General features: G+C 46.0%; 27 protein-coding genes and 1 tRNA gene. 14 read left to right on the top strand and 14 right to left on the bottom strand.

Annotated features, from left to right (window positions below; all coding sequences use genetic code 11):
* The first annotated feature begins 22 nt into the window (after positions 1–22).
* From NDK19_RS10255 to NDK19_RS10245, 3 genes are all read left to right on the top strand, one after another.
* Positions 23–93, top strand: a tRNA-Cys gene (locus NDK19_RS10255).
* Between the two features lie 79 nt (positions 94–172).
* Positions 173–1,099, top strand: coding sequence for a DNA/RNA non-specific endonuclease (locus NDK19_RS10250; RefSeq protein WP_250631787.1), 927 nt, complete (start codon positions 173–175; stop codon positions 1,097–1,099).
* An 80-nt stretch (positions 1,100–1,179) separates the two neighbouring features.
* The gene (locus NDK19_RS10245) at positions 1,180–2,367 is read left to right on the top strand and encodes a LysM peptidoglycan-binding domain-containing protein (protein WP_250631786.1); all 1,188 of its coding nucleotides are present in this window, start codon (positions 1,180–1,182) and stop codon (positions 2,365–2,367) included.
* A gap of 3 nt (positions 2,368–2,370) precedes the next feature.
* On the opposite strand, the gene smpB is transcribed toward NDK19_RS10245, so the two are convergent.
* The 7 genes from smpB to NDK19_RS10210 form a co-directional block, all read right to left on the bottom strand.
* Positions 2,371–2,829, bottom strand: a complete 459-nt coding sequence (smpB, locus tag NDK19_RS10240) for an SsrA-binding protein SmpB (protein WP_250631785.1) — start codon at positions 2,827–2,829, stop codon at positions 2,371–2,373.
* Positions 2,830–3,150: 321 nt separating this feature from the next.
* On the bottom strand, positions 3,151–3,861 hold the full coding sequence (locus tag NDK19_RS10235) for a 2-phosphosulfolactate phosphatase (RefSeq protein WP_250631784.1): 711 nt from the start codon (positions 3,859–3,861) through the stop codon (positions 3,151–3,153).
* Positions 3,854–4,054, bottom strand: a complete 201-nt coding sequence (gene xseB, locus NDK19_RS10230) for an exodeoxyribonuclease VII small subunit (protein ID WP_250631783.1) — start codon at positions 4,052–4,054, stop codon at positions 3,854–3,856. The genes NDK19_RS10235 and xseB overlap by 8 nt, the downstream gene beginning before the upstream one ends.
* Complete coding sequence (gene argG, locus NDK19_RS10225; protein WP_250631782.1) at positions 4,041–5,234, bottom strand: argininosuccinate synthase; 1,194 nt, start codon at positions 5,232–5,234, stop codon at positions 4,041–4,043. The genes xseB and argG overlap by 14 nt, the downstream gene beginning before the upstream one ends.
* Position 5,235: 1 nt before the next feature.
* The gene (locus tag NDK19_RS10220; protein WP_250631781.1) at positions 5,236–5,949 is read right to left on the bottom strand and encodes a GNAT family N-acetyltransferase; all 714 of its coding nucleotides are present in this window, start codon (positions 5,947–5,949) and stop codon (positions 5,236–5,238) included.
* Positions 5,950–6,248: 299 nt separating this feature from the next.
* Complete coding sequence (locus NDK19_RS10215; protein WP_250631780.1) at positions 6,249–6,683, bottom strand: hypothetical protein; 435 nt, start codon at positions 6,681–6,683, stop codon at positions 6,249–6,251.
* On the bottom strand, positions 6,664–7,023 hold the full coding sequence (locus NDK19_RS10210) for a phage holin family protein (RefSeq protein WP_250631779.1): 360 nt from the start codon (positions 7,021–7,023) through the stop codon (positions 6,664–6,666). Before NDK19_RS10210 ends, NDK19_RS10215 begins: the two co-directional genes overlap by 20 nt.
* Before the next feature lie 208 nt (positions 7,024–7,231).
* Between NDK19_RS10210 and NDK19_RS10205 the strand changes: the two genes are divergently transcribed.
* A complete protein-coding gene (locus NDK19_RS10205; RefSeq protein ID WP_250631778.1) occupies positions 7,232–9,691 on the top strand; it encodes a TonB-dependent receptor in 2,460 nt (819 codons plus the stop codon).
* A gap of 309 nt (positions 9,692–10,000) precedes the next feature.
* Here the strand turns inward: NDK19_RS10205 and NDK19_RS10200 are convergent, their stop codons facing one another.
* Positions 10,001–10,993 (bottom strand): Gfo/Idh/MocA family protein, encoded by a 993-nt coding sequence (locus NDK19_RS10200; RefSeq protein WP_250631777.1) that lies wholly within the window; start codon positions 10,991–10,993, stop codon positions 10,001–10,003.
* 12 nt (positions 10,994–11,005) lie between these two features.
* Complete coding sequence (locus NDK19_RS10195; RefSeq protein ID WP_250631776.1) at positions 11,006–12,577, bottom strand: autotransporter outer membrane beta-barrel domain-containing protein; 1,572 nt, start codon at positions 12,575–12,577, stop codon at positions 11,006–11,008.
* 113 nt (positions 12,578–12,690) lie between these two features.
* Between NDK19_RS10195 and NDK19_RS10190 the strand changes: the two genes are divergently transcribed.
* On the top strand, positions 12,691–13,446 hold the full coding sequence (locus NDK19_RS10190) for a cyclase family protein (RefSeq protein WP_250631775.1): 756 nt from the start codon (positions 12,691–12,693) through the stop codon (positions 13,444–13,446).
* A gap of 177 nt (positions 13,447–13,623) precedes the next feature.
* On the opposite strand, the gene NDK19_RS10185 is transcribed toward NDK19_RS10190, so the two are convergent.
* On the bottom strand, positions 13,624–14,931 hold the full coding sequence (locus tag NDK19_RS10185) for a TRAP transporter large permease (protein ID WP_250631774.1): 1,308 nt from the start codon (positions 14,929–14,931) through the stop codon (positions 13,624–13,626).
* A complete protein-coding gene (locus NDK19_RS10180) occupies positions 14,928–15,428 on the bottom strand; it encodes a TRAP transporter small permease subunit (protein ID WP_250631773.1) in 501 nt (166 codons plus the stop codon). The genes NDK19_RS10185 and NDK19_RS10180 overlap by 4 nt, the downstream gene beginning before the upstream one ends.
* A gap of 402 nt (positions 15,429–15,830) precedes the next feature.
* Between NDK19_RS10180 and NDK19_RS10175 the strand changes: the two genes are divergently transcribed.
* Positions 15,831–16,298, top strand: a complete 468-nt coding sequence (locus NDK19_RS10175; protein WP_250631772.1) for a hypothetical protein — start codon at positions 15,831–15,833, stop codon at positions 16,296–16,298.
* A gap of 8 nt (positions 16,299–16,306) precedes the next feature.
* Positions 16,307–16,930 (top strand): hypothetical protein, encoded by a 624-nt coding sequence (locus NDK19_RS10170; protein ID WP_250631771.1) that lies wholly within the window; start codon positions 16,307–16,309, stop codon positions 16,928–16,930.
* Between the two features lie 154 nt (positions 16,931–17,084).
* On the opposite strand, the gene NDK19_RS10165 is transcribed toward NDK19_RS10170, so the two are convergent.
* Positions 17,085–17,816 (bottom strand): hypothetical protein, encoded by a 732-nt coding sequence (locus NDK19_RS10165; protein ID WP_250631770.1) that lies wholly within the window; start codon positions 17,814–17,816, stop codon positions 17,085–17,087.
* A 32-nt stretch (positions 17,817–17,848) separates the two neighbouring features.
* The gene (locus NDK19_RS10160; protein WP_250631769.1) at positions 17,849–18,088 is read right to left on the bottom strand and encodes a hypothetical protein; all 240 of its coding nucleotides are present in this window, start codon (positions 18,086–18,088) and stop codon (positions 17,849–17,851) included.
* A gap of 179 nt (positions 18,089–18,267) precedes the next feature.
* Between NDK19_RS10160 and NDK19_RS10155 the strand changes: the two genes are divergently transcribed.
* Positions 18,268–18,630 carry a transposase family protein gene (locus tag NDK19_RS10155; RefSeq protein ID WP_250631768.1) on the top strand — a complete coding sequence of 121 codons (363 nt, stop codon included), beginning with the start codon at positions 18,268–18,270 and terminating at the stop codon, positions 18,628–18,630.
* A gap of 102 nt (positions 18,631–18,732) precedes the next feature.
* On the opposite strand, the gene NDK19_RS10150 is transcribed toward NDK19_RS10155, so the two are convergent.
* Positions 18,733–18,873 carry a hypothetical protein gene (locus NDK19_RS10150; RefSeq protein WP_250631767.1) on the bottom strand — a complete coding sequence of 47 codons (141 nt, stop codon included), beginning with the start codon at positions 18,871–18,873 and terminating at the stop codon, positions 18,733–18,735.
* A gap of 313 nt (positions 18,874–19,186) precedes the next feature.
* Between NDK19_RS10150 and ade the strand changes: the two genes are divergently transcribed.
* The 6 genes from ade to NDK19_RS10120 all read left to right on the top strand — a co-directional run bounded on the left by ade (position 19,187) and on the right by NDK19_RS10120 (position 24,638).
* Positions 19,187–20,833 (top strand): adenine deaminase, encoded by a 1,647-nt coding sequence (gene ade / locus NDK19_RS10145; RefSeq protein WP_250631766.1) that lies wholly within the window; start codon positions 19,187–19,189, stop codon positions 20,831–20,833.
* A gap of 64 nt (positions 20,834–20,897) precedes the next feature.
* The gene (locus tag NDK19_RS10140; RefSeq protein WP_250631765.1) at positions 20,898–21,341 is read left to right on the top strand and encodes a hypothetical protein; all 444 of its coding nucleotides are present in this window, start codon (positions 20,898–20,900) and stop codon (positions 21,339–21,341) included.
* 89 nt (positions 21,342–21,430) lie between these two features.
* Positions 21,431–22,606, top strand: coding sequence for a transcription antitermination protein NusB (locus NDK19_RS10135; protein ID WP_250631764.1), 1,176 nt, complete (start codon positions 21,431–21,433; stop codon positions 22,604–22,606).
* A gap of 42 nt (positions 22,607–22,648) precedes the next feature.
* A complete protein-coding gene (locus NDK19_RS10130; protein ID WP_250631763.1) occupies positions 22,649–22,945 on the top strand; it encodes a YtxH domain-containing protein in 297 nt (98 codons plus the stop codon).
* Positions 22,946–23,084: 139 nt separating this feature from the next.
* A complete protein-coding gene (locus NDK19_RS10125; RefSeq protein WP_250631762.1) occupies positions 23,085–23,681 on the top strand; it encodes a LutC/YkgG family protein in 597 nt (198 codons plus the stop codon).
* Between the two features lie 105 nt (positions 23,682–23,786).
* Positions 23,787–24,638 carry a universal stress protein gene (locus tag NDK19_RS10120; RefSeq protein ID WP_250631761.1) on the top strand — a complete coding sequence of 284 codons (852 nt, stop codon included), beginning with the start codon at positions 23,787–23,789 and terminating at the stop codon, positions 24,636–24,638.
* Positions 24,639–24,901: the final 263 nt, after the last annotated feature.

Below are 24,901 nucleotides of genomic sequence, written 5' to 3'. Positions count from 1 at the left end.
CTTTGCACCACCTTAAACGAAAGGTCACGTGGCCGAGTGGCTAGGCAGAGGTCTGCAAAACCTTTTACAGCGGTTCGAATCCGCTCGTGACCTCCTTTTCTTCTGCAAAAGTAAATAATAATTGATTTTTTCCGACATCTTCCTTAGTTTTGCATGAAAACAAATGTGAATCATGCAAACGAAAAGCGTTATAGCCGTCATTATTGTTGCCTTGTTTGTGATTTTAGGCAAATGTAAGGGAGTGGAAGTTTCATCCCCCGAGCCTAATCAAACAACTACCAAGCCCCCTGCTACGCAACCTGCACCCGGAGGAAACACAACCGATGCTTCACAACCTACCCGCGACCCGCACTTGGCGTTGGGGAATCCAAGCAATGCAACAAAGGATGAGCGCAATTACGACAACTTTTTGATAGAACATCCGCAATTTGTTGTTTCTTATAATCGCTCGCGCGGCACCGCTAACTGGGTAGCATGGCATTTAAGCAAAGCATGGCGCGGCACTGCCCGACGACAAAACAACTTCCGCTTTGACCCTTCTTTGCCTGCATCGTGGTTTCGTGCAACCACCAACCACTATACGGGCTCCGGTTTTGACCGCGGCCACATGTGCCCTTCCGATGACCGCGATGGCAGCGAAGAAGATAATTCCGCCACTTTCCTGATGACCAATATCGTCCCTCAGGCACCTAAAAACAACCAAGAAACTTGGCGTTTGCTGGAAGAATACTGTCGTCGTTTGGCAGATGAAGGCAATGAAATGTACATTTACTCCGGCGTTTACGGTAGAGGAGGCACAGGCAGCAACGGTACGACCACCAATATTGCCAATGGTCAAATTACCGTTCCTTCAAGAATTTGGAAAGTGATTGTCGTACTGCCCGTTGGCACTAACGATATCACCCGCATCAATGCCAATACACGCATCATTGCCGTTGATACGCCCAATACGCAGTCCGTTGAGGAAAAACCATGGGGCGACTATCGAGTAAGTGTGCGTGCCATTGAGCAGGCTACGGGGTTGAACTTCTTTGCAAGTTTGCCGCAATCATTGCAAAACACGCTGGAAACCAAGGTAGATAACGGCCCTACACGCTAAATTTTGTTTTGCTTCTATTTTATTCATAACTTCCAAGCGGCTTTGCGGCCGCTTTTTTCTTGTTAATAACAGATATTCTTATGATACATACCGTTCAGGCCGGTGATACGCTTTTTGCCATCGCGCGTCGCTATGGTGTTTCCGTTGACAGTATTCGGATGTGGAATGCTCTTCGCAGCGATTCGCTCTCGATAGGTCAGCAACTGCGCGTGGCACCTCCGGCGGGCTCCGGCGTAACTGCCGCCCCCCATCCGGTACAACCTTCTACAGGATTTTATCAGCCGCCCGTGGCAACCGTTTCCGGTGGAAGTTCAATGAACATGCAAAGCATTAGGGCTGCCCGCAATGTATTTCAGGTGCAGGTGTTGCCACAAGCCGGATTTAATCAATACAGGGTAACTTATCCGCTGCCTACCGGCGGCACAGATACGGCTACCTTTCGAGATAACATCAACAGTGCGCATCGGGTATATGCAGACGGCATCATGTATGTGGGCAAATCCAGCCCGCGCAATATTCCGGTAGAGGCCTATACGCAGGTAGGGCTTTCGCTGCCACTGGCGCGCGCCCTGAAAGTCGTATCGGAAAATGAGGGCAATTTTGATGCGATTAACAGCTATGACAAAGCTATTTTTTCTTATGGCTTTATCCAGTTTGCAGGTGGTGCAGGCGGTGGCTTAGGCGCTATGCTGATGATTGTTAAGAGTAAACAGCCGCAGGTATTCCAGCAGATGTTCGGCCAATATGGTATTGACGTGGTCAATGCAACTCCGCGACCGATTATTACTTGTGCCTCCCCCGAAACCGGCACCATACTCAGCGGAGATGAGGCTTGTGCCTACATCAAAACCAATAAGCAACTGACAACTGCTTTTATTGCGGCAGGGTTTCACCCCAGCGTAATTTTAGCACAAATAGAAAGCGCAACGCGCGGCTACGTATCGCCTGCTTTGGGCATGAGAACAGACCTTGTGCTTGGCGGACAACTTTACAGCGGTATTCCGTTAGCTTCTATCATACGCTCGGAAGCGGGTATTGCCACCATGATTGATTTAACGGTCAATCAGTGGATTACGCGCACCGCAAGTTTTTTCAGACAGGCATTGGAACAAATTGCGGCAGCAGACGGCATACGCACACCCGAGCAACTGGCTGCGGTAGATGAGCGCCGAGTATTGCAAACCATTGTGGCACAAGCAACCGATGCCCGCGTAAGAGACCGCACGCAAAAAATGTTAAACAGCGGATTAGGGCTTAGTAAAATATAGCGGCTAATCCATCGCACGCTTCAAATCGCGTTCTTTAATGGTTTCGCGCTTGTCATAGAGTTTTTTACCTTTGGCAAGTGCGATTTCTATTTTCAGCAGCCCCCGGTCATTGATAAAAATGTGTGTGGGAACAATCGTCAGGCCAACGTCTTTTAGCCCGTTTTGTAACTTTTTCAGCTCGCGCTTAGTCAGTAACAGTTTGCGGTCGGCTTTGGGCTCGTGGTTGTGTATGTTGCCCATCTCATACTCAGGAATGTGCAAATTGCGAATAATCAGTTCCCCCGCTTCATTAAACAGGCAATAAGCATCTTCCATATTGAATTTACCCAAACGCATGGCTTTGATTTCCGTGCCGCGCAGCACTATGCCTGCCGTGTATTTATCTAGAAAAAAATATTCAAATGCCGCGCGCTTATTGCGCACGCTGAGATTTTTTACGTATTTATCTTTCTGTTTTGCCATACTTTGTTTTTTTTGATTCAAGCACACTTGCAAACGGCGGTAAAACATCTGTCGCCACTGAAAATCCCGCTGTCGGGGGCTTTGCCTAACGGCAGGGATTCCGCAAAAGCCCGTTAGCAGTTGCACACCGCAGCCCCTAACAACAAGAGTGCTTCATTTTGCTCAGATAAGCAATTTAAAACAACCTTCCAACTTTTATACTGCAAAGTGCGCGAAGCGTTTGTCCCAATGATTATTTCCTTGAAATGCTCCGCGATTTAACCTTTGTGAGCTCCGCAGTAAAAAAGAACCTCTTAATCTGCACAATTACGCAGTAAAAATTTATTTGACCACTATCTCATTGCCTTCAAGTACGGGTACTGCATCAAAGCGGTCTATTTCTAAGCAAAAGCGAATGTCTTCTTTAATGCCCAGCTTTGCAAGCCGTTGATAATGAGATGAGCGGCTGATGTGTGCGTGCAAATCCATTTGCATATTGGCATACAGCTCGCTTGCAGCAAGTATAGCATCGTCTTCCCACGTAAAAAAGCCTTCCAGCTTGCGTGCCAGCGCACCTGCAAACAGAGTGTCTTCCAAATTAACCTTGCCTTTCCATCCAGCACAAACAATAACGACATCCCTGCCGGCTGCTTTTACATGCGCAGCCACGGCGGAGAGATTCAAAAACGCCCCGATGACGATTTGCGCTGCCGCCCGCGATTTTTGGATGGCCTGAGTGCCGTTAGTAGTAGTGGTTACTACTTTTTTACCTTTCAGGTAAGGTTCCATATAACTGAAAGGAGAGTTGCCCATGTGGAATCCTTCAACCTGTTTACCGTCGCGCTCGCCTGCACCGATATAGCCCTGTGCCATCAGTGCTCGGCCTTCTTCCAAAGAAGCGACGGGCGTAATGCTTGCAATGCCCGTTGCCAGTCCGGCCACCATGCAGGAGGTAGCCCGCAAAATATCGGCAACAACAACCGTGCGGCCGCTTAGTTCATGCAAATGCAGCAGTTCGGGCGAGAGACAAATTTCAACAAGGGGGTTACTCATTTTCTTTCATTAGTTGTTCTAATTGTGCTTCGGTAGCACGGAGGCGTTCTTTGCAAAAATGGAGCAATTCGTAGGCTCGCTCCACCTTTGCAGAGAGTTCATCAATACTTATTTCATCGTTTTCCAAGGCGTTGTGAATCGCTTGCAGTTCTTCCAACGCTTTTTCGTATGTCAGTTTTTCAGCTTTGGCCATTGACTTGGAAATAAATTTTCATCTGGTTAGCGATAATCTTGGTAAATCCTTTTACGTCGTCGCCTGTCCATGCGTTGTTCATTTCGCCGTATTGGCCAAATTTAGATGCCATAAGGTCATGCGGGGAGCTGATGCCCTGAATTTCAAAGCGATACGGCATCAGTTTGATATAAACTTCGCCGCTTACGTTGTGTTGGGTGTCTTGCAGGAAGGTTTCAATGTTTCGCATCAGCGGCTCGAGGTACTGCCCTTCGTGCAGCATCATGCCGTACCAATTGCCTAACTGCTCCTTCCAGTAGGCCTGCCATTTGGTAAGTACGTGTTTTTCAAGGGCATGATGCGCTTTAATGGTCATCAGCGCAGCAGGTGCTTCAAAACCTACGCGACCTTTGATACCGATAATGGTATCGCCAATGTGGATATCGCGGCCAATGGCATAGCGGCTGCCGAGTGCGTTCAATGCCTGAATCACCCCAACGCTGCCCCCGTGTTTTTCACCATTGAGTGCCACAGGTTCGCCTTTCTCAAAGGTCAGAGTAATTGTCTGCGGCTCAGTGGTTTGCAATTGGCTTGGATAGGCTTCTTCGGGCAGAGAGAGGTGCGAAGTCAGCGTTTCCTTACCGCCTACGCTTGTGCCCCAAATGCCCTGATTGATAGAATATTTTGCTTTCTCCCAGTTGCCACCGACACCATGTTTTTTCAGATACTCAATCTCTTCTTCACGCGAAAGGCGTAAGTCGCGGATGGGGGTAATAATGCCAATTTCGGGAGCTGCTATCTGAAATACCAAGTCAAAGCGCACTTGGTCGTTGCCGGCTCCCGTACTGCCGTGTGCGATATACTGTGCGCCGATTTTTTTGGCATAGTTTACAATAGCCAATGCCTGAAATACGCGTTCGGCGCTTACCGAAAGCGGATAGGTATTGTTGCGCAGCACGTTGCCGTAAATCATGTAGCGAATGCACTGCCGATAAAAATTATCTACCTCGTTCAGGCAGGTAAAACTTGCTACGCCAAGTTCATGGGCACGTGCTTCTATGCGCCGCATGTCTTCGGTGCTGAACCCGCCTGTATCTACTATGGCAGCATGTACTTCCAGCCCTTTTTCTTCGCTCAGGTATTTGGCACAAAACGATGTATCTAATCCGCCGCTGAAGGCAAGTATTACTTTTTCTTTCATATCAGGCATTGATGGTTTGGGGTTCAGGCTTGGTAGCGTTTGTATGATTGTTTTTTCCGTTGTTCTTGTCTTTGTCTTTTAAAAGGACGAAAGCCTTGAATCGCAGCCAGCGCTCGTAGATTTTTTCTTTGAGTTTGAAGGTTTTTTTGGCTTCCGGTTCAATGGTTTTCTTTTTGTCCTCCTCCCATTTGGGGTCGTAAAGCATACCCGTGCAAAGGCAGTGCTTGCGGTTGGTACGCGTCAAAATATCATAGTTCACGCAACTTTGGCAGCCCTTCCAAAACGATTCGTCGTTGGTGAGTTCGGAAAACGTAACGGGTTTGTAGCCTAAGTCGGAGTTGATTTTCATCACCGGCAAACTGGTAGTTAAGCCGAAAATTTTGGCATCCGGAAATTTTTCGCGTGAGAGGTTAAAGGCTTGTTCCTTAATCTTTTTGGCAAGCCCGTGTTGGCGAAATTCCGGATTGACAATCAGACCGGAGTTGGCTACGTAGTTGCCGTGACTCCATGTTTCAATGTAGCAAAAGCCGGCAAAAACGCCTGTATCGGTTAAAGCGATAATGGCTTTGCCTTCGCGAATTTTTTGTTTGATATACTCCGGGTCGCGCTTGGCAATGCCTGTGCCGCGTGCTTTGGCTGATTCCTCAATTTGGCGACAGATTTCCTGCGCGTATTCCAAGTGCTGTTCTCCGGCAACTTGAACAATAATTTCCATTGTTTTTGACAGTTGAAAGTAAGAAAAGTCAGGTAAAATAAATTGCGTGTCTGAAAGTTCTGCTGAATATGTTACGCAGCAAATACAGATTTATAGACACAATGCTTCGGAGATGTGCCGCAACGGATGCAGCAATAGAAAATATGCCCTTTTCAGGGCCTACGGACAGGGAGAATACGCAAATGAGTAGCCTGTACTGCTACGAGCACGAAATGGGAAAGGGTAATGTAAGGCGTATCACTTTGCATTTGACGGCAAAGTAAGCACATTATTGCCATAATTGCAATCAAATATGCTTTTTATTCATTTTCCGCCTGTTCCTGTGCAGGTTTGGCAGGCATATGATGGCGCAGATTGTGCAGGGCAAAATCTATGAGTTCGTACATTTTATCCTTGGCGAGGCTGACTAAAAAAAATGCAAGTTGTTCTTTCAGAAAATTGGTAAACGAAAAACCCGCCTCGTGCTGTGCCGGCGGCTGCGGCTGATAAATCGGCATTTGTACCGGCGGTTGTTCGGACGGCTGACGTGCTTCTTCCTTTTTATGGGTCAGTTCGTCCACCACTTTAACTACTAAATAGCCCAGCAGCACTGCCCCCGCTGCAAAGGCAATGGTTTGCAGTTTGCTGCCTATTTCGGCTTTGGTCTCTTCAACCGATGTGGTCAGAGAGTGCTTATATTCCTCTTTGCGGCGATTCAGGAGCTCGCGCTGCTCATCAATGCTCAGATTTTTCATGTTCTTGCGTCAATTCGTTGATAAGCTGTTGATTATCAGGTATATATTTAGAAACAACTCTCTCAAAAACCATACGCAGCTTTTTGCGGGCAACTACGAAAACCGCAGCAGACAACAGGTACAAACCGCCTACAATGCCAAGCCCCTGAATCATGCTGCCGGTTATTTCGCCGAGCCACAAACCCAATGCGATGCTTAAAAAGATGAGTGCCATGCTTGACAAAAAACCAACCACTACCAGCTTAATGACATCCACAATCATCTTGGCGACCATCTCCTTGATGTCCAGCTTGACAAGTTCAATGTTGATTTCCAGATATTTAATAAGACTATCAAACATGTTTGCACGGTTTCAATGTACAAATATAACAGGGCAAACGATATTTCTTGCAGCAGGCAGCAATCGGGCAGCTACGCAAAAGCCGCGCAGCAGAATTTAAAAAAATATGCACCGACAATTTGGATGTGAAATGTTCGCATGATAGCTTTGCTCATTATTTAAAATCAGTCTAAATAAACTTAACTATATGCGTTTACTAACCTACTGCTTGAGCTTACTGCTTTTCATGCTTACCAACAGTTCATTTGCCGTTTTGCCTCCCGACAACGGCGTACCGGATAAAGGTACGGTCAGAGGAATGATTACGGATGCAAACGGTCGTCCGATTGGCGGTGTAAGCATTGTATTAAAAGGCACTCTTCGCGGAACAGTGAGTGCCGAAGACGGCAGTTTTGAAATAACAGGAGTACCCGTGGGTGAATATATCCTCTCGGCAAGTGCGGTTCATCTGAAAATTGCCGAGCAACGCATCAGCGTGCGTGCCAAAGAAGTAACCGATGTAAAATTGGTTGCTGAAGAACAGATTATTCAATTGGGCGAAATTGTGATTGCCGGAGCGCGCGGTGTGCGCCCTGCCGACCAACTTGCCGATGTGGAGGGCACTTCCATTTTTGCAGGTAAAAAAACGGAGGTTGTGCGCATGGACAGGTTAGATGCCAACCTGATTACCAACAATGCCCGACAGGTCTTTGCCAAAGTGCCGGGCATTAGTGTTTGGGAAAATGACGGCTCGGGGGTGCAGGTGGGGGTTGCCTCTCGCGGTCTCAGCCCGAACCGCTCATGGGAGTTCAACGTTCGCCAAAACGGCTATGACATCAGTTCCGATATTTTCGGCTACCCCGAGGCCTATTATAACCCGCCTATGGAAGCCGTGGAACGCATCCAGATTGTGCGCGGTGCTTCTTCACTGCAATACGGACCGCAGTTTGGCGGTTTGCTGAACTACGTGCTGAAACGCGGCGATGCCAACCGCAAAATCTCTGTGGAAACGCAGCAAAGTACAGGCAGCTTTGGCATGTTCAGCACATTTAATGCGGTAGGCGGCACCGTTGGCAAGTTGAATTACTACGGCTACGTACACCACCGTCAGGCGGACGGCTGGCGCGAAAACAGTGCGTATAACATTACAAACCTGCATTTGAACTTGAACTATGCCGTTACCGAAAAACTGAACATAGGTTTTGAAATATCCAGATTGTTCTACAAAAACCAACAGCCGGGCGGTTTGACCGATGCGCAGTTTGCGCAAGATGCCCGCCAAAGCAGCCGCGCCCGCAACTGGTTCAGTACGCCTTGGACTGTGCCTGCACTCACCGTTGATTATCAAGTTACGGAGCAATGGAAGTCAAGCCTGAAAGTGTTCGGGCTGATAGCCGAGCGCAACAGTATCGGTTATGTGCGGGCTATTAACATCCCCGACACATTGAACGCACAAACCGGCACGTTTAACCCGCGCCAGTTAGACCGCGATTCTTACCGCAACTTTGGTGCAGAATGGCGTAACGTCATCAACTATAAACTCCTGAATCGGGAAAGCACCATTGCCGCAGGTTTGCGCTACTATTCAGGCGCTACGCGCCGCAGACAAAACGGCAGAGGCGACACCGGCAGCGACTTCAATCTGAATTTGCAGGAAGCCGAGTATCCTCGCAATCTGGAATTTATGACCCATAACACTTCGGTTTATGTGGAAAATATATTCCGCCTGACAAAGAACTGGACAGTTACGCCGGGTATTCGCTATGAAATGGTGAAAAATACAGGCGAAGGGCAATTCGGACGTGCTGCAAACGGCTCGGCCATTTTGATGCCGCGCACTGAAAAACAGCGCAATTTTATGCTGGCAGGTATCGGAACGGAGCTCAACCTTGCACCGGAGGCCAATATTTACGCTAATATTTCACAGTCTTATCGCCCTGTATTGTTTTCGGAGATTACGCCCCCTGCCACTACCGATGTTATTGATGAAAATCTGCGCGATGCTTCGGGCTTCAATGCCGACTTGGGTATTCGCGGCAGTTATAAAAATATTGTTACCTACGATGTGAGCGCATTCTACTTACAATATGACAATCGCATTGGCACGCTCAACCAGATTCGGCCTGACGGCAGCCGCTTCCAACTACGCACCAACGTAGGCGGCAGCCGCACCCAAGGCATAGAAAGCTACGTAGAGTTTGCCCCGATTGCAGCCATTACCGACCGCTCAAAACTTGGCTATATCAATCTGTTTGCTTCGCTTTCGTGGATAAATGCCGAATATGCAGACCTGAGAGTGGTAAGTATTGTAAACAACGTACCCGTAGAAACCAATCTGAAAGGCAACAAGGTAGAGAATGCCCCATCCTACATACACCGCATAGGTGCAACTTATACCAACAAAGGTTTTTCGGCAACTTGGCAAATGAGTGCTGTGGGCGAGGCTTTTTCTGATGCCAACAACACTCGCATTGCACCTGCCACTGCCGTAACGGGCATGGTACCGGCCTATCGGGTAATGGATATTTCGGCTACTTGGCGATTTCTGCAACGTTACAATGTGCGTGCAGGCGTAAACAACCTAACCGATGAACGCTACTTTACTCGCCGTGCAGGCGGCTATCCCGGCCCCGGTATTATGCCCGGCGAAGGCCGCAACTGGTACCTCTCCGTTGGAGCAAGGTTCTAAGCCGTTGGGCAAAGAAGAATTTCGGCCTAATGCGAACTACACGATAGAATCTTGGAAAAGTTTAATTTAATTGGTGTTTCACCCGTACGGACAGGGCATATCCTGTCCGTACAAATTTACCCGCATCAGAAAAATACAATTCAAAGACTTACATTTTTGCGCTCATGTTTCATTTTGATCTTTTCGCACATAACGTGATGATTATCAAATGAATAGCAAAAAATTTGCGTCAAATCTCTCACTTGCTTACTCCGAAATCAACCCGATGCGGTGCGTAAATGACTTACCTGCACTGTTGCTGTGATGTTTTTATGCCTCAACCCGCATATCCTGCGGATATACCAAACCAATCAGGCAGCGAATTTCATCCAGTGTTTGCGCTATCTGCAAGCTGGTTGCGTGCGGCAGCAGCGGCTCCTCTGCCTTACCGGAGCGGATTGCTTCACCTGCGGCAACTGTTTCTAACCAAAGACCGATACCCCGTTTTTCGGGGATAAACAAAACGGGTTCTTTATCGGGCAGATGCAGCGTTACCGTTCCCCAATTGTGCCACGGTTTTGCCATGTGAATGCTGCCGTTTTCACCCGTAATAACAGCCTCCGAAACCGTGTCTTCCAAAATGCTGCACGATAGCATTGCTTTGCAATTTTTTTGCGGGTAGTCAAATGTGATTTGACAGGAGGTATCTATACCCGAATGGTTGAAAGTAGCAGTGGCAGCTATTTTTTCAGGTTTCCCGAGCAGTTGCAATGCTAAAAAAACAGGATAAATGCCGATATCAAGCAGCGAGCCACCGCCCTTGTTTTTATCCATCAGCCGATGCTCGTCGGGGAAATGGGCTGCAAAGCCGAAGTCGGCGCGAATCTCTCTGATTGCACCTATCTGTGGCAACCATTCCAGCATTTTCAGAAAAGAAGGCATGTAGCGCGTCCAGAGGGCTTCCATCAGAAACAAGCCTTTTTCGGTGGCCAACTTTTGCATGGCAGCCACTTCGGCAGCGTTGATGCCCATTGGCTTTTCGCAAAGTACATGCTTGCCGTTTTGCAGTGCCGCTATGGTCAGCGTATAGTGGTCGGCATGAGGTGCAGCCACATAAACTGCATCTATCTCAGGGCAGCCAACCAACAGCCGAAAATCATCAAACCAATAGTCGGCGTTGTATCGTTGGGCAAACTGTCGCGCATTTTCGGCACTGCGAGAGGCAACGGCAACCAACCGATGGTCGTGCAGCAATTTTAAATCTTCGGCAAAGCGGCCGGCAATTTTACCAAGGCCTGCAATGCCCCATCGGATGGTTTGCATCAGCCAAAAGTTTTAAGGTTCAACCGCTAATTTACGATTCATCTCTTTGCCGTCCGCATTCATATGCAACAGGTAAAAGCCTTTATGAACGGGCAAATCAAATGCATATTGGCCGACATTGAGCGATAACATGCGCCACTCGCCAATGACTTTACCGGAAAGGTCTATCAATGCAATATGCAGGAAATCAATTGGTTGCTGTACTTGTATGAGCAACTGATTGTTGGCCACTGCGGCCGAATATTTGTCCGACAGCAGCGGAGCAACCGTTATTACCTTTGAATAGTCATATGCTCCGTCAAAATCTACTTGCCTGATTCGGTAATACGCAATGCCCCTCTGCGGCTCATTATCAATGAATCGATAAACCTGTAAATTACGGCTGTTACCTGCGCCCGCTATCGTTCCGATGGTGATAAATTCCACGCCGTTGCTGCTGCGCTGTATTTCAAAGTGGCTGTTGTTAAATTCATAGGCCGTAGTCCATTCCAATACGATGCTGTTTTCTGTGGCTTTTCCGATAAACGACACCCATGTTACGGGTAAAATCTGGTTGCACAGGTTGTCATTGTTGCAATTGAGTACTTGTGTGGCTGCGCCAAAACCATTGTTCGTACCAGCTGCACCGCCTGTTGAAGGTGCCATGCCTGTCGGAATGCACATGGTCAGGCTGCTTGTGTTAGTCAGGCTACTGTTTAACTGATTAGCGCCTGTTCCCCTAATGCGGAAACAAGCCGTGCCGAACGCTTGCACACTGTTGAGCCTGTCATTGGTGACAATGGTAGATATACTGATGGCAGAGTTTCCGCTCATGCAAATGTTTTGTCCGTCGGTACCATTGTTATTAATCCTCAGAGCATTGGCGGTAACGCCTCCATAGTTTACCAACTTGCCGTTATTGATAGTCAAATCGCCAAAAGTCAAACGTGAGGAGTTGAGTGCATTAAATATGCGAGCATTTGAGTTTTGCAAAGCAATATTTCTGGCAGTAGTGATAGACCCGTAGTTAATCAACCGCGTTGTACCGTTGAAGTCCAAACTACCTGTTCCGGCAATATTGAGTGTTGCTGTCGGATTGACAACGATGGTAACATTTCCCAATGCGCTAACGCCTGTGGAAAGGTTTACAGTACCTCCGTTTTCTACAATAATGGTCACGTTATCCAACGAAGTGCTCAAATTCAACGTTCCGCCACTGCGCACAACAATGGTTGCGTTATTAAAATTGCCTCTGGTGGTGGTTAATGTGCCGCCGTTTTGTATAACAATAATCGCATCACTGCTGTAAGAACCACCGCTGCCAATAGTAGTGTTACCGTTGATATGCAAACGGCTGCCAAAAGCACCCCCGTTCATTGTCAAATTATTGCTGATGGCAGATGTACCGCAAGCTACGGCAACCCCCTGATTGTTAATGGACAAGTCGCTGATGGTGGTATTGTTGAGAAAAGCCGGTGAATTTCCGCTATTAATCGTATTGCCATTGGCAATGGTATTGCTTTGGCAGGTAATAGCGGCAATATTACTCGGCGTGGCTACGCTTGGTACCGATTCGCACTGAGCCAGTAGCACTTGACTCGCCATGCTCAGCAAAAAAAATAAGGTAACTATTTTATGCACAGCAATCGAATAATTTTGTAGGGTTTGTTTGCTTATTTATGCAAGTTACATCAATTTTTCAAACTCCTGTCTTTTCTATGTCATTGAATTTTTGCTTCAATCAACAGCAGTGGACAGCAGATATAACCCAACCTTTGGATATATCTATGCCACTGAATATCAATCAATTAAACCCCAACTGTTATTATGCCGAAGAACCGACGGCCGAAACTATCAGTTTTGGAGATACTTTTATTGGCAGTGTGGCGGCAGGCGGCAGTTGCAACTACCAACGCCTGCACATAACGCCACACGGGAACGGCACACATACCGAGTGCTACGGGCACATTTCCGCTGATGGCGCCACTATTCACGAATGTCTGCGCCAATTCCTTTTTTTTGCCCGTCTGATAAGCATACAACCTGCGCAACTGTCCAACGGCGACCTTTGTATTTTGCCGGAACAATTAGAAAAGGCAATCCTTACAAACATCCCTGAAGCATTGATTATCAGGACATTACCCAATGCTGACAATAAACGGGTGCGGCAGTATTCCGGTACTAATCCACCCTATTTTCATGCAGAATGTGGACGGTTACTGGCAAGCAAAGGCATTAAGCACCTGCTCTGCGATTTGCCTTCGGTGGACAGGGAAGAGGACGGCGGCCGATTGCTTATGCACCGCAATTTCTGGCAGTATCCGCAGGCAACCCGCCGCGAAAGCACCATTACCGAACTGATTTATGTGCCTGATACTATCGCAGACGGCGATTATCTGCTGCAACTCGGTATCATCAGCCTGATGATGGATGCCTCGCCAAGCAAGCCTGTATTATATGCTTTACATCAGTGAAGACTTTTTTGTTATAGAAAAGCGCAAGAGGTTTGCGATTAATGTAAATTTTTGAAAATCAACTATTTAAACCTGACAGGTCTAAAAGACCCGTCAAGTTTTGTTTGTGTATACAAGCAAGAAAACGCCAATCACAAGAATAGAATATCGTGCTTAATCTGCCCGATAATAAAAATCTTAACGCAGCGCCTTGGGCAGCCAAGTAGCCAGTTCGGGATAAAAAGCAACCGCAAGCAACACTAATAACTGAATCACAATGAAGGGAATAATGCCGCGGTAAAGGTGCTGTGTGGTAATTTGCGGAGGAGCAACCCCTTTCAGATAGAACAATGAAAAGCCGAACGGCGGTGTCAGGAAAGAGGTTTGCAGGTTCATACATACCAACATGCCCACCCAAAGCAAATCAATCTGATAGCGGACAAAAACAGGTACAATTACCGGCATGAAAATGAAAATAATTTCAATAAAATCAATAAAAAAGCCGGCAATAAAAATACCCAACATCACAAAAGCCAGAAAAGCATAAGGGCTTAGGTTCGAGCTTTCAATCAATTGCACCAAGTCGTGGTCGCCGCCTACGCCCCTAAAAACCAAGCCGAAAGCCGTTGCGCCAATCAGGATGATGAATACCATCACCGTCAGGTGCGTAGTTTCTGCCATTACTTCGCGAAGTACTTTCAGGTTGAGTTTGCGCTCATAAGCAGTCAGCAAAGTTGCCATAAATGCCCCTACGCCTGCCGCTTCGGTTGGGGAGGCAATGCCTGCAAAGATGGCTCCCAACACCGATACGACCAAAATCATGGGCAACACAAATGCTCTGAACATGCGCCCGTAAAAACCATCTCCCTTAAATGCGGCGCGCTCTTCGGCAGGAATAGCCGGTGCAGCCTCAGGTCTGATGATGGAAAAAACAATGATGTAAACTATATAAGCAAAAACAAGCAATAAACTTGGCACAACCGCACTTACAAACAAATCACCCACCGAAATATTCATCACACTGCCCAACAGCACCAAAATCACACTTGGCGGAATCACCTGCCCCAGCGTCCCCGAAGCAGCAATTGTTCCCGTAGCAAGGTAGGGGCTGTAACCGCGTGCCAGCATAGCCGGAAGGCTCAGCAAGCCCATTGTTACCACAGTTGCGCCTACCACGCCCGTAGAAGCCGCCAGCAGCGTACCGACAATAACTACGGACAGCGCCAATCCGCCGCGGAGGCCGCCAAAAAACATCGTCATTGCGTTAAGCAGGCGCTCGGCAATACCCGATTTTTCCAGCATAACGCCCATGTAAACAAACAAGGGTACAGAAATCAGCACGTAGTTGTTCATCGTGCCGTAAATCCGAAGCGGCAGCAGGTTAAAAAGTTCCAGCCCGAAAGTAAACAGCCCGAATATGATAGAAACACCCGCCAGCGTAAACGCCACCGGAAAGCCGAGCAACAGCAAAATAAACAAGGTCAGAAAAAGCAGCAGCGCAATCATTCGTTTTCAGAAGATTTTTGAATACCCAGAATCACCAATAAACTATCCAGCAACAGCGCAATGCCTTGGAGCAGCAGCAGCGCAAAACCAATCATCATCGTACTTTTAATCAGATAGCGATAAGGCAGCCCGCCCGCATCGGCAGAGCCTTCGTTGATGCGATAAGACAAGGCCACATAGGGAATGGAAGCCTTAATAACCAAGACCGCAAAAGGCAATAAAAACAGCAGTACGCCAAAAAAATTGACCCAAGCCTTTGTTTGGGGACTGAAGCGCGAGTAGAAAACATCTACCCGCACGTGGCGGTCGTGCCGCAGCGAATAGCCCGCACCTATCAGGAAAATAATAGAAAAAATGTGCCACTCGGCTTCGTAGAAAGCTACGCTGCTGCTTTTAAAAACATAGCGAATGATGACATCTATGCAGAATACAATTACCAACACGGTAGTGAGCCACGCTACGCCGCGCCCGATGTATTCATTGATCAGATGCGCCATACGGCTGTAAGCACGTAGGGAGCTTATCAGAAGTTCTTTCATTTTCAGCTATCAACTAAGGATGGCGTAAGATAGTGAGATTTTGAGGCTGTCCAAAAAACAAATCATCAGAAGCCAACATCTATAATGAACAAAAAAATCAACAGCCTCATTTTAGATATATAAATTAACAGTAATTATCACTCAAATTTTCGTTATAAACAAAAATATTGCTACATTTGCCTAATTACAACCTAAATCAATCAATCCATGCAAAAACAGCTAATTAAACTATCCATATGCTTCTTAGCAGTAATGCTTTTGAGTATTGGCATGTATGAAGTACGCGCATAGCACGATTCTACTAAGTACGGGGATTTCAGGAGAGATATTTCTATTGATCTTTTCCCACTTATCACGGGTATGGTAGGGCAACATACCGATATGGCAGACTACAATATCCTATTCAGGCTTCACCGAAGCAAACAAAGGGCTAATAAAAGTACGATACACTATGCCTACCGCTTTCGGGTAGGCTATAACCTATCACAAACCGAAGCTGACTCCGGGCAATTAGTATTTCCGCGAAATGAGCGCGAACTCATTATACAAGGAGGTATAGAATGGCAGAAGCGATTTGGAAATCTGCACGGCATCTTGGCAACAGAAGTAGGAATAGATGCTAATACAGTTCAAGATGTCAGCGGTAATAGGTTTCTTTCCTTGCATTCGTTTCCTTTTCGCTTCATTGCAGGTGTGCGTTATTTCCCCACACAGCGAATTGCAATATCCGGCGAAACACTACTTTGGATGCTCAAGTACATACCGCCCAGTGGGTTTCATATGTACAGTCGTCCGATTCACTCTGTTAATTTTCATTTCTTTTTTTAGGCTTCACAATGAAAAATATTCAACAAATAATACTGTCACTGCTATTTTGTGTACTTGCTATTTACGCATACGCCAATAGCAACAGCGATTCACTGAAAACAACGCGCACAGACTACGGCGGCTACAAGTGGGATATGGGTGTCATGATTAATGCTTTCGGTCTAATAGACTATCCAAGCAGGCAGCTCTTACCTACTTACCAGACACTGATCCGACTTAACAGGCAGAAATATAAAGATTTGAATACAGTCAGGCATTATGCCTTCCGATTGAGATTTGAGTATTTTTCAAGTTTTACAATACGAAATATCCGATCCAACAACGTGTATGAGTATTCTGTCATGCCAGGTATTGAATGGCAGCAGCACTGGAAGCGTTTTCAATTGCACTATGGTGCAGAGGTGGGAGTATTCAGATTTGGATCAAGTTTTTTTGATGGTTCCGGCTTGTTTCATTTAGGTGCGACAGCTTTTATTGGTGCCAAATATTTTTTACTTCCGCGCCTATCCATTTCGGGTGAAACAGCACTAATGGACTACCGCTATCGCAATGATCTGCGAAATGGACGGCAGGCATATTTCCTAACGGTTCGCCCGGTACACTCTGTCGGTATTCATTTTCATTTTGATTAGCCCGAATATCTGCTGCATGGATTGTGATTAGGCTGCCATTAGCGCAACATGGCTTCAGTTGAAAGTGCAGTGCAGCCGCATAAGCAAGACACCCGATGGATTTCAAAATCCGTCGGGTGTCTTGTTTGTATAATACCAATGCTTAATAAACGCATCAGCGGTTACGCACCAACATATTTTCCAGTGTAACTAATTCTTGTTTACGGATTTCTACATACTGTCGCTGTTTGTCGTCTAATGCTTGCCCCATTGGTGTAGTAGCAGGTTTTTTGTGTTGTTGTTGGGTTACAGAAGCCTCCCGCGCAGCTGTGATGGCTTTGCCACGCAATAAAAATTCCTGCGCCATTCCATGCCATGTGCCGGATGCGATTCTGTCTTTCAGGTAGTCTAAAATTCTGACAGTCAGCATAGGATCACCGTACTGATTTTCGTAAAACAGGTTGGCATAGTAGTTCACCCGTTCAGTTTTTTCTGCACTTGCGGGCTGTTCCAGCCAGTATTGATCCAGTACTTTAACTGCAAAGAACAGGCGGGCAGTGAGTTCCTGACCGGAACCCGCTTCAAAATTGGCTAAATACTCTTTTTCCAACTGACCGACCTGCTCAGGTGTAAGGTCTTCTTTCAAGCGATTGTTCAAGGGCGCCATCTTTTTGGCAGCCTCCCATGCTTCTTGTTTGTTGCGTCCCGTCAGTAAAATAGGTGCTTCTTCACCTAAAGCAAAGCGTGGTTTGCTATCTTTTTCATCAAGTTTAATGTAATTTAAATTCTTTTTAGAATTTAATTCAGCCATAGAATCTTCTTTAGGATGAATATTCTGCTGACAAGAAGAGAATAACGCTACTGCCAGTAACGCCATGCTCAAGGTTTCATTAAGGAGAGTTTTCATGAATAATGTGATTTAAATGGTTGAACTAAAAACTATAAGCATAGACTAGGATCAGCCCAACTAGCTGTAATCATTTCTGACTCCGGCTCATTGAGATTCTGAGCATAACCTGTCCCACTTTCCCATATGATATTATCTGTGCAATTATCACTATTAGTTTGATAGGTAATATGAAAAGCCCAGCCATCAGCATAAGCCTCACAAGAACATTGCGCAGCATCAGAGATAAAGGGAACTGACAATAAAATAAGTAGACAGAGAATCTTTTTCATTTTCTAATTTGTTTAAGTGAATAAAAAATTACTAAGGCAATATATGCACAAAAAAATTACTAAACAAATTTATGATGTCCTTTTTTGATGAAGTATTGTAAAATATTAGACCTTTTGTGTATTGATTATCAGCTAATTGCTTAATTTTGTGTAGCAATCTTATCAAATAGAGATACAATATGGCAAGCATCTTTTTTAATCTCAACAGCGATAAAAAATGCAAAGCCGCTACGGGCTTAACTCTTGAACAATTTGAAAAATTAGCCGAAGTTTTTAGCCAATACTACAAGCCCAAATCAGGCAATCCTTACATCAAAAAACAACCTGTTTTTACCAATCCCAAAGAGGCGCTTTTCTTTGTCTTGCACTACCTAAAGTCTTATCCAACGCTGGAAAATATGGCGCTGTATTTTAACGTGGATATCCGTACGGTTTGCGATTATTTAAAAATTACCAAAAAATGCCTCAAAGCGGCTTTACAAGCCCAAGACGTATTTATTGCCGTCGTTGGTGTCTGCACCAGCGACGCCTGTCGCTTGTGAAGACGCAAGCAACGGCAAGAGGTTTAAGTTTTTGATTTTCAACACTAAACAATATTTTCCCTTGCAAATACTTGTGATTTTGCCTAACAAGCGATTGCCTCATTAGCAATCCTTAACAGGACAGGGAATCGGTTTGCCTCTTTTTAATTTTCTGCCGCCTTTGCCCGAAGCACAGCCCGAAGAGAACGCTGCAAGCAACAGCAAATAAACTATCCATCGGGTTTTATTAACGTGGGTAAACATCGGGTTTAGCTCTTTTGGGTTTTACGGGTGTCCATGCTGTGCGCGGTGCATGATAGCAACTTGCCATACCTAACAGGCAGATAAATAACAGCGCCTTACCTGCTGAGAATTTTTGCAATAAACTCCTCTTTTTCATTACCACATTCGGATACGTTTATTCACTTTTGTATATTCAACCGGCTTTCCGGTGCGGATAGGTTTCGACTTGCGTGGTGTCCAACCCGTATTAGGCGCGTGCACGCACGAACCAAAGCCCAGAGTCAGTACACAGAACAGCACAAAATAAATTGCTTTTTTCATATCAAAAAGGGTTATGAATCATCTTATTAGCATACGTGCAAATGTAGTAAATATTGCAGCGCGCCAAATTTTTCCTGCCGAAGTGCAAATCAGCCACGGTAAAATTGCCGACATTCAACCTACCGATGCACCCTGCAAATATTTTCTGATGCCCGGATTTATTGATGCACACGTCCACATTGAAAGTTCTATGCTTGTGCCTGCACAGTTTGCGCGGCTGGCCACCCTGCACGGCACGGTTGCTACCGTTTCCGACCCTCACGAAATTGCCAATGTAACAGGCGTAGAAGGCATTCGCTACATGGTGCGCAACGGCAACAGTGTGCCTTTTAAATTCTGCTTTGGCATACCTTCTTGCGTGCCTGCTACCGCCTTTGAAACAGCGGGCGCAGCCATCAGCCCCGAACAAGTCAGAGAACTTTTCCAAACAGACAAGCTCAAATATCTTGCCGAGATGATGAACTGGCCGGGCGTTCTGTACGGCAACGAAGACGTAGCGGCAAAAATTAAAATCGCGCAGGAATTGGGCAAACCCATTGACGGGCACGCACCCGGTTTGCGCGGTGAGCAGGCAAGACAATACGCAGCGGCAGGCATGAGCACCGACCACGAATGTTTTACGGCCGCAGAGGCGCTCGACAAACTGGCTGCCGGCATGAAAATTATTATCCGCGAAGGAAGCGCTGCCAAAAACTTCAATGCACTTGCCCCCTTGCTCCACGAACATTGGCAACAAATAATGTTCTGCTCCGATGACAAACACCCCGACAGTTTGCTGGAAGGGCACATTAACCAATTGGCAGCCCGCGCCGTAGCCTTAGGCGTAGATGTTTTTAAAGTATTAACGGTTGCCTGCCTCAACCCGATTTATCATTACGGGTTAGACGTTGGTCAATTGCGCATCGGCGACCCGGCAGATTGCATTTTGGTAGAAGACCTGACGCATTTTAAAGTGCTGCAAACGTGGATTAACGGCGAACTGGTAGCAGAAAACGGGCATTCGTTTATTAAAGCGCCTGTGGCAGAAAAGCAAAATTATTTCCATGCACAACCTATTAGTGCCGATTCGCTGCAAGTTCGTGCGGCCTCCGATACGGTGCGCGCCATTGTAGCACTGGACGGCGAACTTATTACACAAGAAGAGTTTGTTAAAGCCACCATTGTCAATGGTTTCGCCATTGCAGACCCCGGTAAAGATTTACTCAAAATAGTGGTTATAAATCGTTACAAAAATGCGCCGCCTGCCGTGGGCTTCATTCGCGGGTTCGGATTGCGGCAGGGAGCCATTGCCTCATCAGTAGCGCACGACTCGCACAACATTGTAGCCGTAGGCACGGATGATGAACTGCTGGCCAAAGCTGTTAATGCCATTATTGAAGCCCAAGGCGGCATTTCGGCTTGCAACAATGAAGAAACCAAACTACTGTCTCTGCCCGTAGCGGGATTAATGTCGGCAGATGATGCCTACTATGTAGCACAGGCCTATCAGGACATAGACACATTTGCCAAGCAACTTTGTGCACCCGTGCAGGCACAACCCTTGCAAGCCCCTTTTATGACGCTGAGCTTCATGGCATTACTTGTAATACCCTCACTGAAAATGAGCGACTTAGGTCTGTTTGATGGTAATAAATTTGAATTTGCGCAGGTTTTCTGCTAACAGTTTTGTTAATTGGGTGGCTAATAACGTAATTTGTGCTGCTTTTTATCCCTATTGATAGCCGATGGATCAGACATTAGTGCCCCATGCATCCGAAAATGGCTCTGCGCTCGAACTGAAAAATGAGGGCGGATATGTATACATGTTTTTCGAGCCTGATACTGCGAAAAAACAATTGTATTACAAGTGGCGAGGCTTCCTGTTGATGGATGAACTGAGTACCGGATATGGTAAAATAGCTGAAATAGTGCGTGAATACAACATCACATCACTGATAGCGGATCATTCCAGCATTGTTGGCCCGTGGAATGAGATTGTAGATTGGTTAGTTTCCGAATGGACGCCTCAAATGAATATGGCAGGATTACAAAAAATGGCAATCATCAGTTCTACAGATTTATTCTCCAATATTTCACTTGAACTGTTCCTGATGGATAATAACCATGCAAAATATGAAGTCAAAGTATTTGACACGCTGCAAGAAGCCAAAAAATGGGCTTCCCAATAGCTAATATCTTGCAGGGATTGAAAGGCTCACCATTTTTTAAGTAAATTTGCGCCGCTTTTCATAAGTGTTAAGCGGTTTAATATTTTTCTATGCTCAATCGGCGATTACTTCGTGCTAAGGCTGTACAAAGCCTCTATGCTTTTCAACAATGTCAGCAATCGGACTATGAACTTGCATTAGATAAAATTGCATCCGACTTTCTGCCGGATTTAAACTCTATGGAAGTGCAAGACCCCGTTAAACTGGCAGAAGGAAGAGAACAGGCACAAAAATTATTCAAAGAACAATATCTCAATAAAACACTCACGTTAGACCGTCCGGTAAGCGCTAAGGTTGAAAAATCTGCGGCCGAAGCCATTCGCTTTTACCATCAGGCACTCAAAAAAGATTACGAAAACCTGAGCCGCTCCTTGGTGCGCGAAACCGAAAAAATATTTGACAACTACCTGCGTTTTCTTTTGTTGCTGGTAGAGCTGGGCGCACAAGCCAAAAAAGAACATCAGGACAGCCTCAACCGCAAGTTTACTCAGGTGAGCGTTGCCGAATACACCTTTAAGCTGGCCAAAAATCCCATTATTGCTAAATTGGCTGCACACAGTGCGCTCAAAGACGAAGCCCTGCGCCGCAACATTGTGTGGGACAACGAACTTGTGCGCGAGTGGTACAAGCTCATGCTCAAAGAAGACTTCTACAAACAGTATCGCAGCCTGCCCGAAACAACCGATGAAGATGAACTGAATATCGTACTGAGCATTGCCAAACAGTTCATCCTTTCCAACGATGCCGTTTTAGCCTATTTTGAAGAAAACGACATCGGCTGGACAGACAATATGCCCGTTATTAAAAGCATGGCGGTAAAAACCATCAAACGCATTGCAGAAGCACCTGCAGGCGAGCAGATACCGTTGCAAGAGCTTTCCCCAAACTGGCAAGACGATAAAGAATACCTGATTGAACTGTTTGCCAAAGGCGTACAAGAGTCGGCTATGGCACAGCAAATGATAGCAGACCGCACCCAAAACTGGGATATTGACCGCATAACCGTATTGGACAAGGTGATTCTCAACCTCGCCATCAGCGAAATGATACACTTCCCAAGTATTCCGGTGAAAGTAACCATCAATGAGTTTATTGAAATCTCCAAAATGTACAGTACTCCCAAAAGTTACTTCTTCGTGAATGGCCTGCTCAACACAATTGCTACCGACCTGCAACAGGCCGGCAAAGTAAAGAAAAGCGGTCGCGGCCTGATAGACAACAAATAATTTTAAATTTTCGTATATTTGAATAACAACACTTCAATCATTATGAGCAAAGCAGGAAGAACTCTCTTAGGTTTTATCGCCGGTGCAGCAACAGGGATCGTGGCGGGTATGCTTTTCGCACCGGACAAAGGAATTAACACTCGCGACAGATTAAGCTATCGTTTAGATAAGTATTTGGATGCTTTGAAAGAGCTAATGGAAACGCTCAAAGAAAAAAAAGATGAGCCCATTAACAGCGCTAAAGCAGACGGACAGCGCGTAGTTGGTGATATTTTAAAAGAAGCTGAAAAAATTTACAGCGACATGCACGATTTGGAATTCCGAATCAAGCAAAAGTAGAACCCTTGCAACTAATCTATGCTCCGCATTGTTTTGGCAATAAAGGTTTTAAGTTGTTTTAATAGGTTTATGTTCCAAACACCTCTCTGCATTTTGCGGAGGGGTGTTTTTTTTGAGTTGATTTTGTTTCTTTGAGTATATGAAAAGCAACCGCGAACAAATTATCAGTGCCATTCGCCGCAACCCCCCCCCGGCCGAGGCCAACTTGCCAACCGTTCCTTTATATGCCACCCATACAACCGAGAAGGAATTACAATCGGCATTTGTGGAAATACTCGGGCGCATTGGCGCTACGGTTATACACACCCCCACCGAAGAAGCCATCCGACAAGCTATTCGCACCTCCTACCCGGAGGCTGTTCATATTTGCAGCGCACACCCTGCCATACAGGGCAATATAGACCCAAACACCATTGGCCACCCTGCAGAACTGGCCACGGTAGATGTTGCCATTGTGCAAGGTTTACTCGGCGTAGCAGAAAACGGTGCTATCTGGCTTACCGAAACACAGATGATACATCGTGCGCTACCCTTTATTACGCAACATTTAGTAATTGTACTGTCCGATAAACATCTGGTAGAAAATATGCACGCCGCCTATCAGCAAATAGCACAAATAAGCGAAGGTTTTGGTGTGTTTATTTCAGGCCCTTCGCGCACGGCGGACATTGAGCAATCGCTCGTGATAGGCGCACACGGCGCACGCAGTCTGTTGGTTTGCCTGACAAGCGATTAAAAAATGTATTTTTTTACAAAAGATGACTTAGCGCATTGTTTGTCAGGCATCTGTCTGTTATATTGCTTTCAGATTGCATAACCTTACAATCAACAAACAGATTTTATGAAAACCATCCTCGTTCCCACCGACTTTTCTGACAATGCACTGAAAGCAATGCAATACGCCATTCGCTTTGCCAATACAACCGGCAGCCATTTGGTATTTTTCAGAGCTACAGATACGATTGTACCGGAAACAGCCCCTGTTCATTTGTACCACGAACTGGTAAAAAGTGACATAGAGGAAAATATGGAAGAGCTGCGGAAGCAGGTTGCACAGGCATATACTGCTTCGGGCATTACCCCTGCTACAGACAGCTACTCTTTGGCTGTTGAATACGGCGCTTTCAAGAACATGATTCACGTAGTTATTGAAAAGCATCAGGCCGATATGATTATTATGGGTACACAAGGTGCAAGCGGGCTGAAAAAAGTATTTTTCGGCAGCAATACGGCAGGGTTGTTTGCACAAGTGAGCATCCCTGTACTGGCAGTACCGGCCGACACTCCGGCAGACAGCATTACTAAAATCGGTTATGCTTCAGACCTGACCGACTTTGGCGATGAACTTGCAAAAATTGTAGCCTTTGCCAAACCGTTCCATGCAACCATAGACCTTTTCCACGTATATCCGGTGTACCCTCAATTGGTGGACGTAACCAAATTTGACAAGGAAAAAACCTTGCATATGCTCACCTCAAAATTTGACTATGACAAACTGCATATCACGTTTGTACATACCGAATATGACAACGATATTGTAGCCGGCATTCAACAGTATGTAGCCGAAGAAAAGCCCTCATTACTTGTAATGTTTACCCACGAACGCTCGTGGTTTGACAAGCTATTTAATCCAAGCATCAGCCAATCGGTTGCTTTCGGCACACGGACTCCGCTGCTGGTGTTTAAAAAGTAGCTACTCCAAAAAAACCATGTGAAGACATAGCCATTATGCAGTTTGCACAATGGCTGTTCTTCATAAAATGAGAAAACGAATCAATCTACTTTTCCATGAAAAAAACCCGCTTAGAAGCATCTCTAAGCGGGTTTTTTGTGCAAAAGTGCCCAGAAGAGGACTAACCAATAAAGACTTATGTAATTGACAGTCAAACACATGCCGACAAAACTACTTTGTTGTAGCCCTTTTTTGCTTCCTTTACAGCCTTTACAATAGTGCCT

It is taken from the genome of Rhodoflexus caldus (assembly GCF_021206925.1).
Taxonomy (GTDB): domain Bacteria; phylum Bacteroidota; class Bacteroidia; order Cytophagales; family Thermoflexibacteraceae; genus Rhodoflexus; species Rhodoflexus caldus.
Note: the sequence above shows the minus strand (reverse complement) of the source record. Positions and strands in the feature narration are given on the sequence as shown.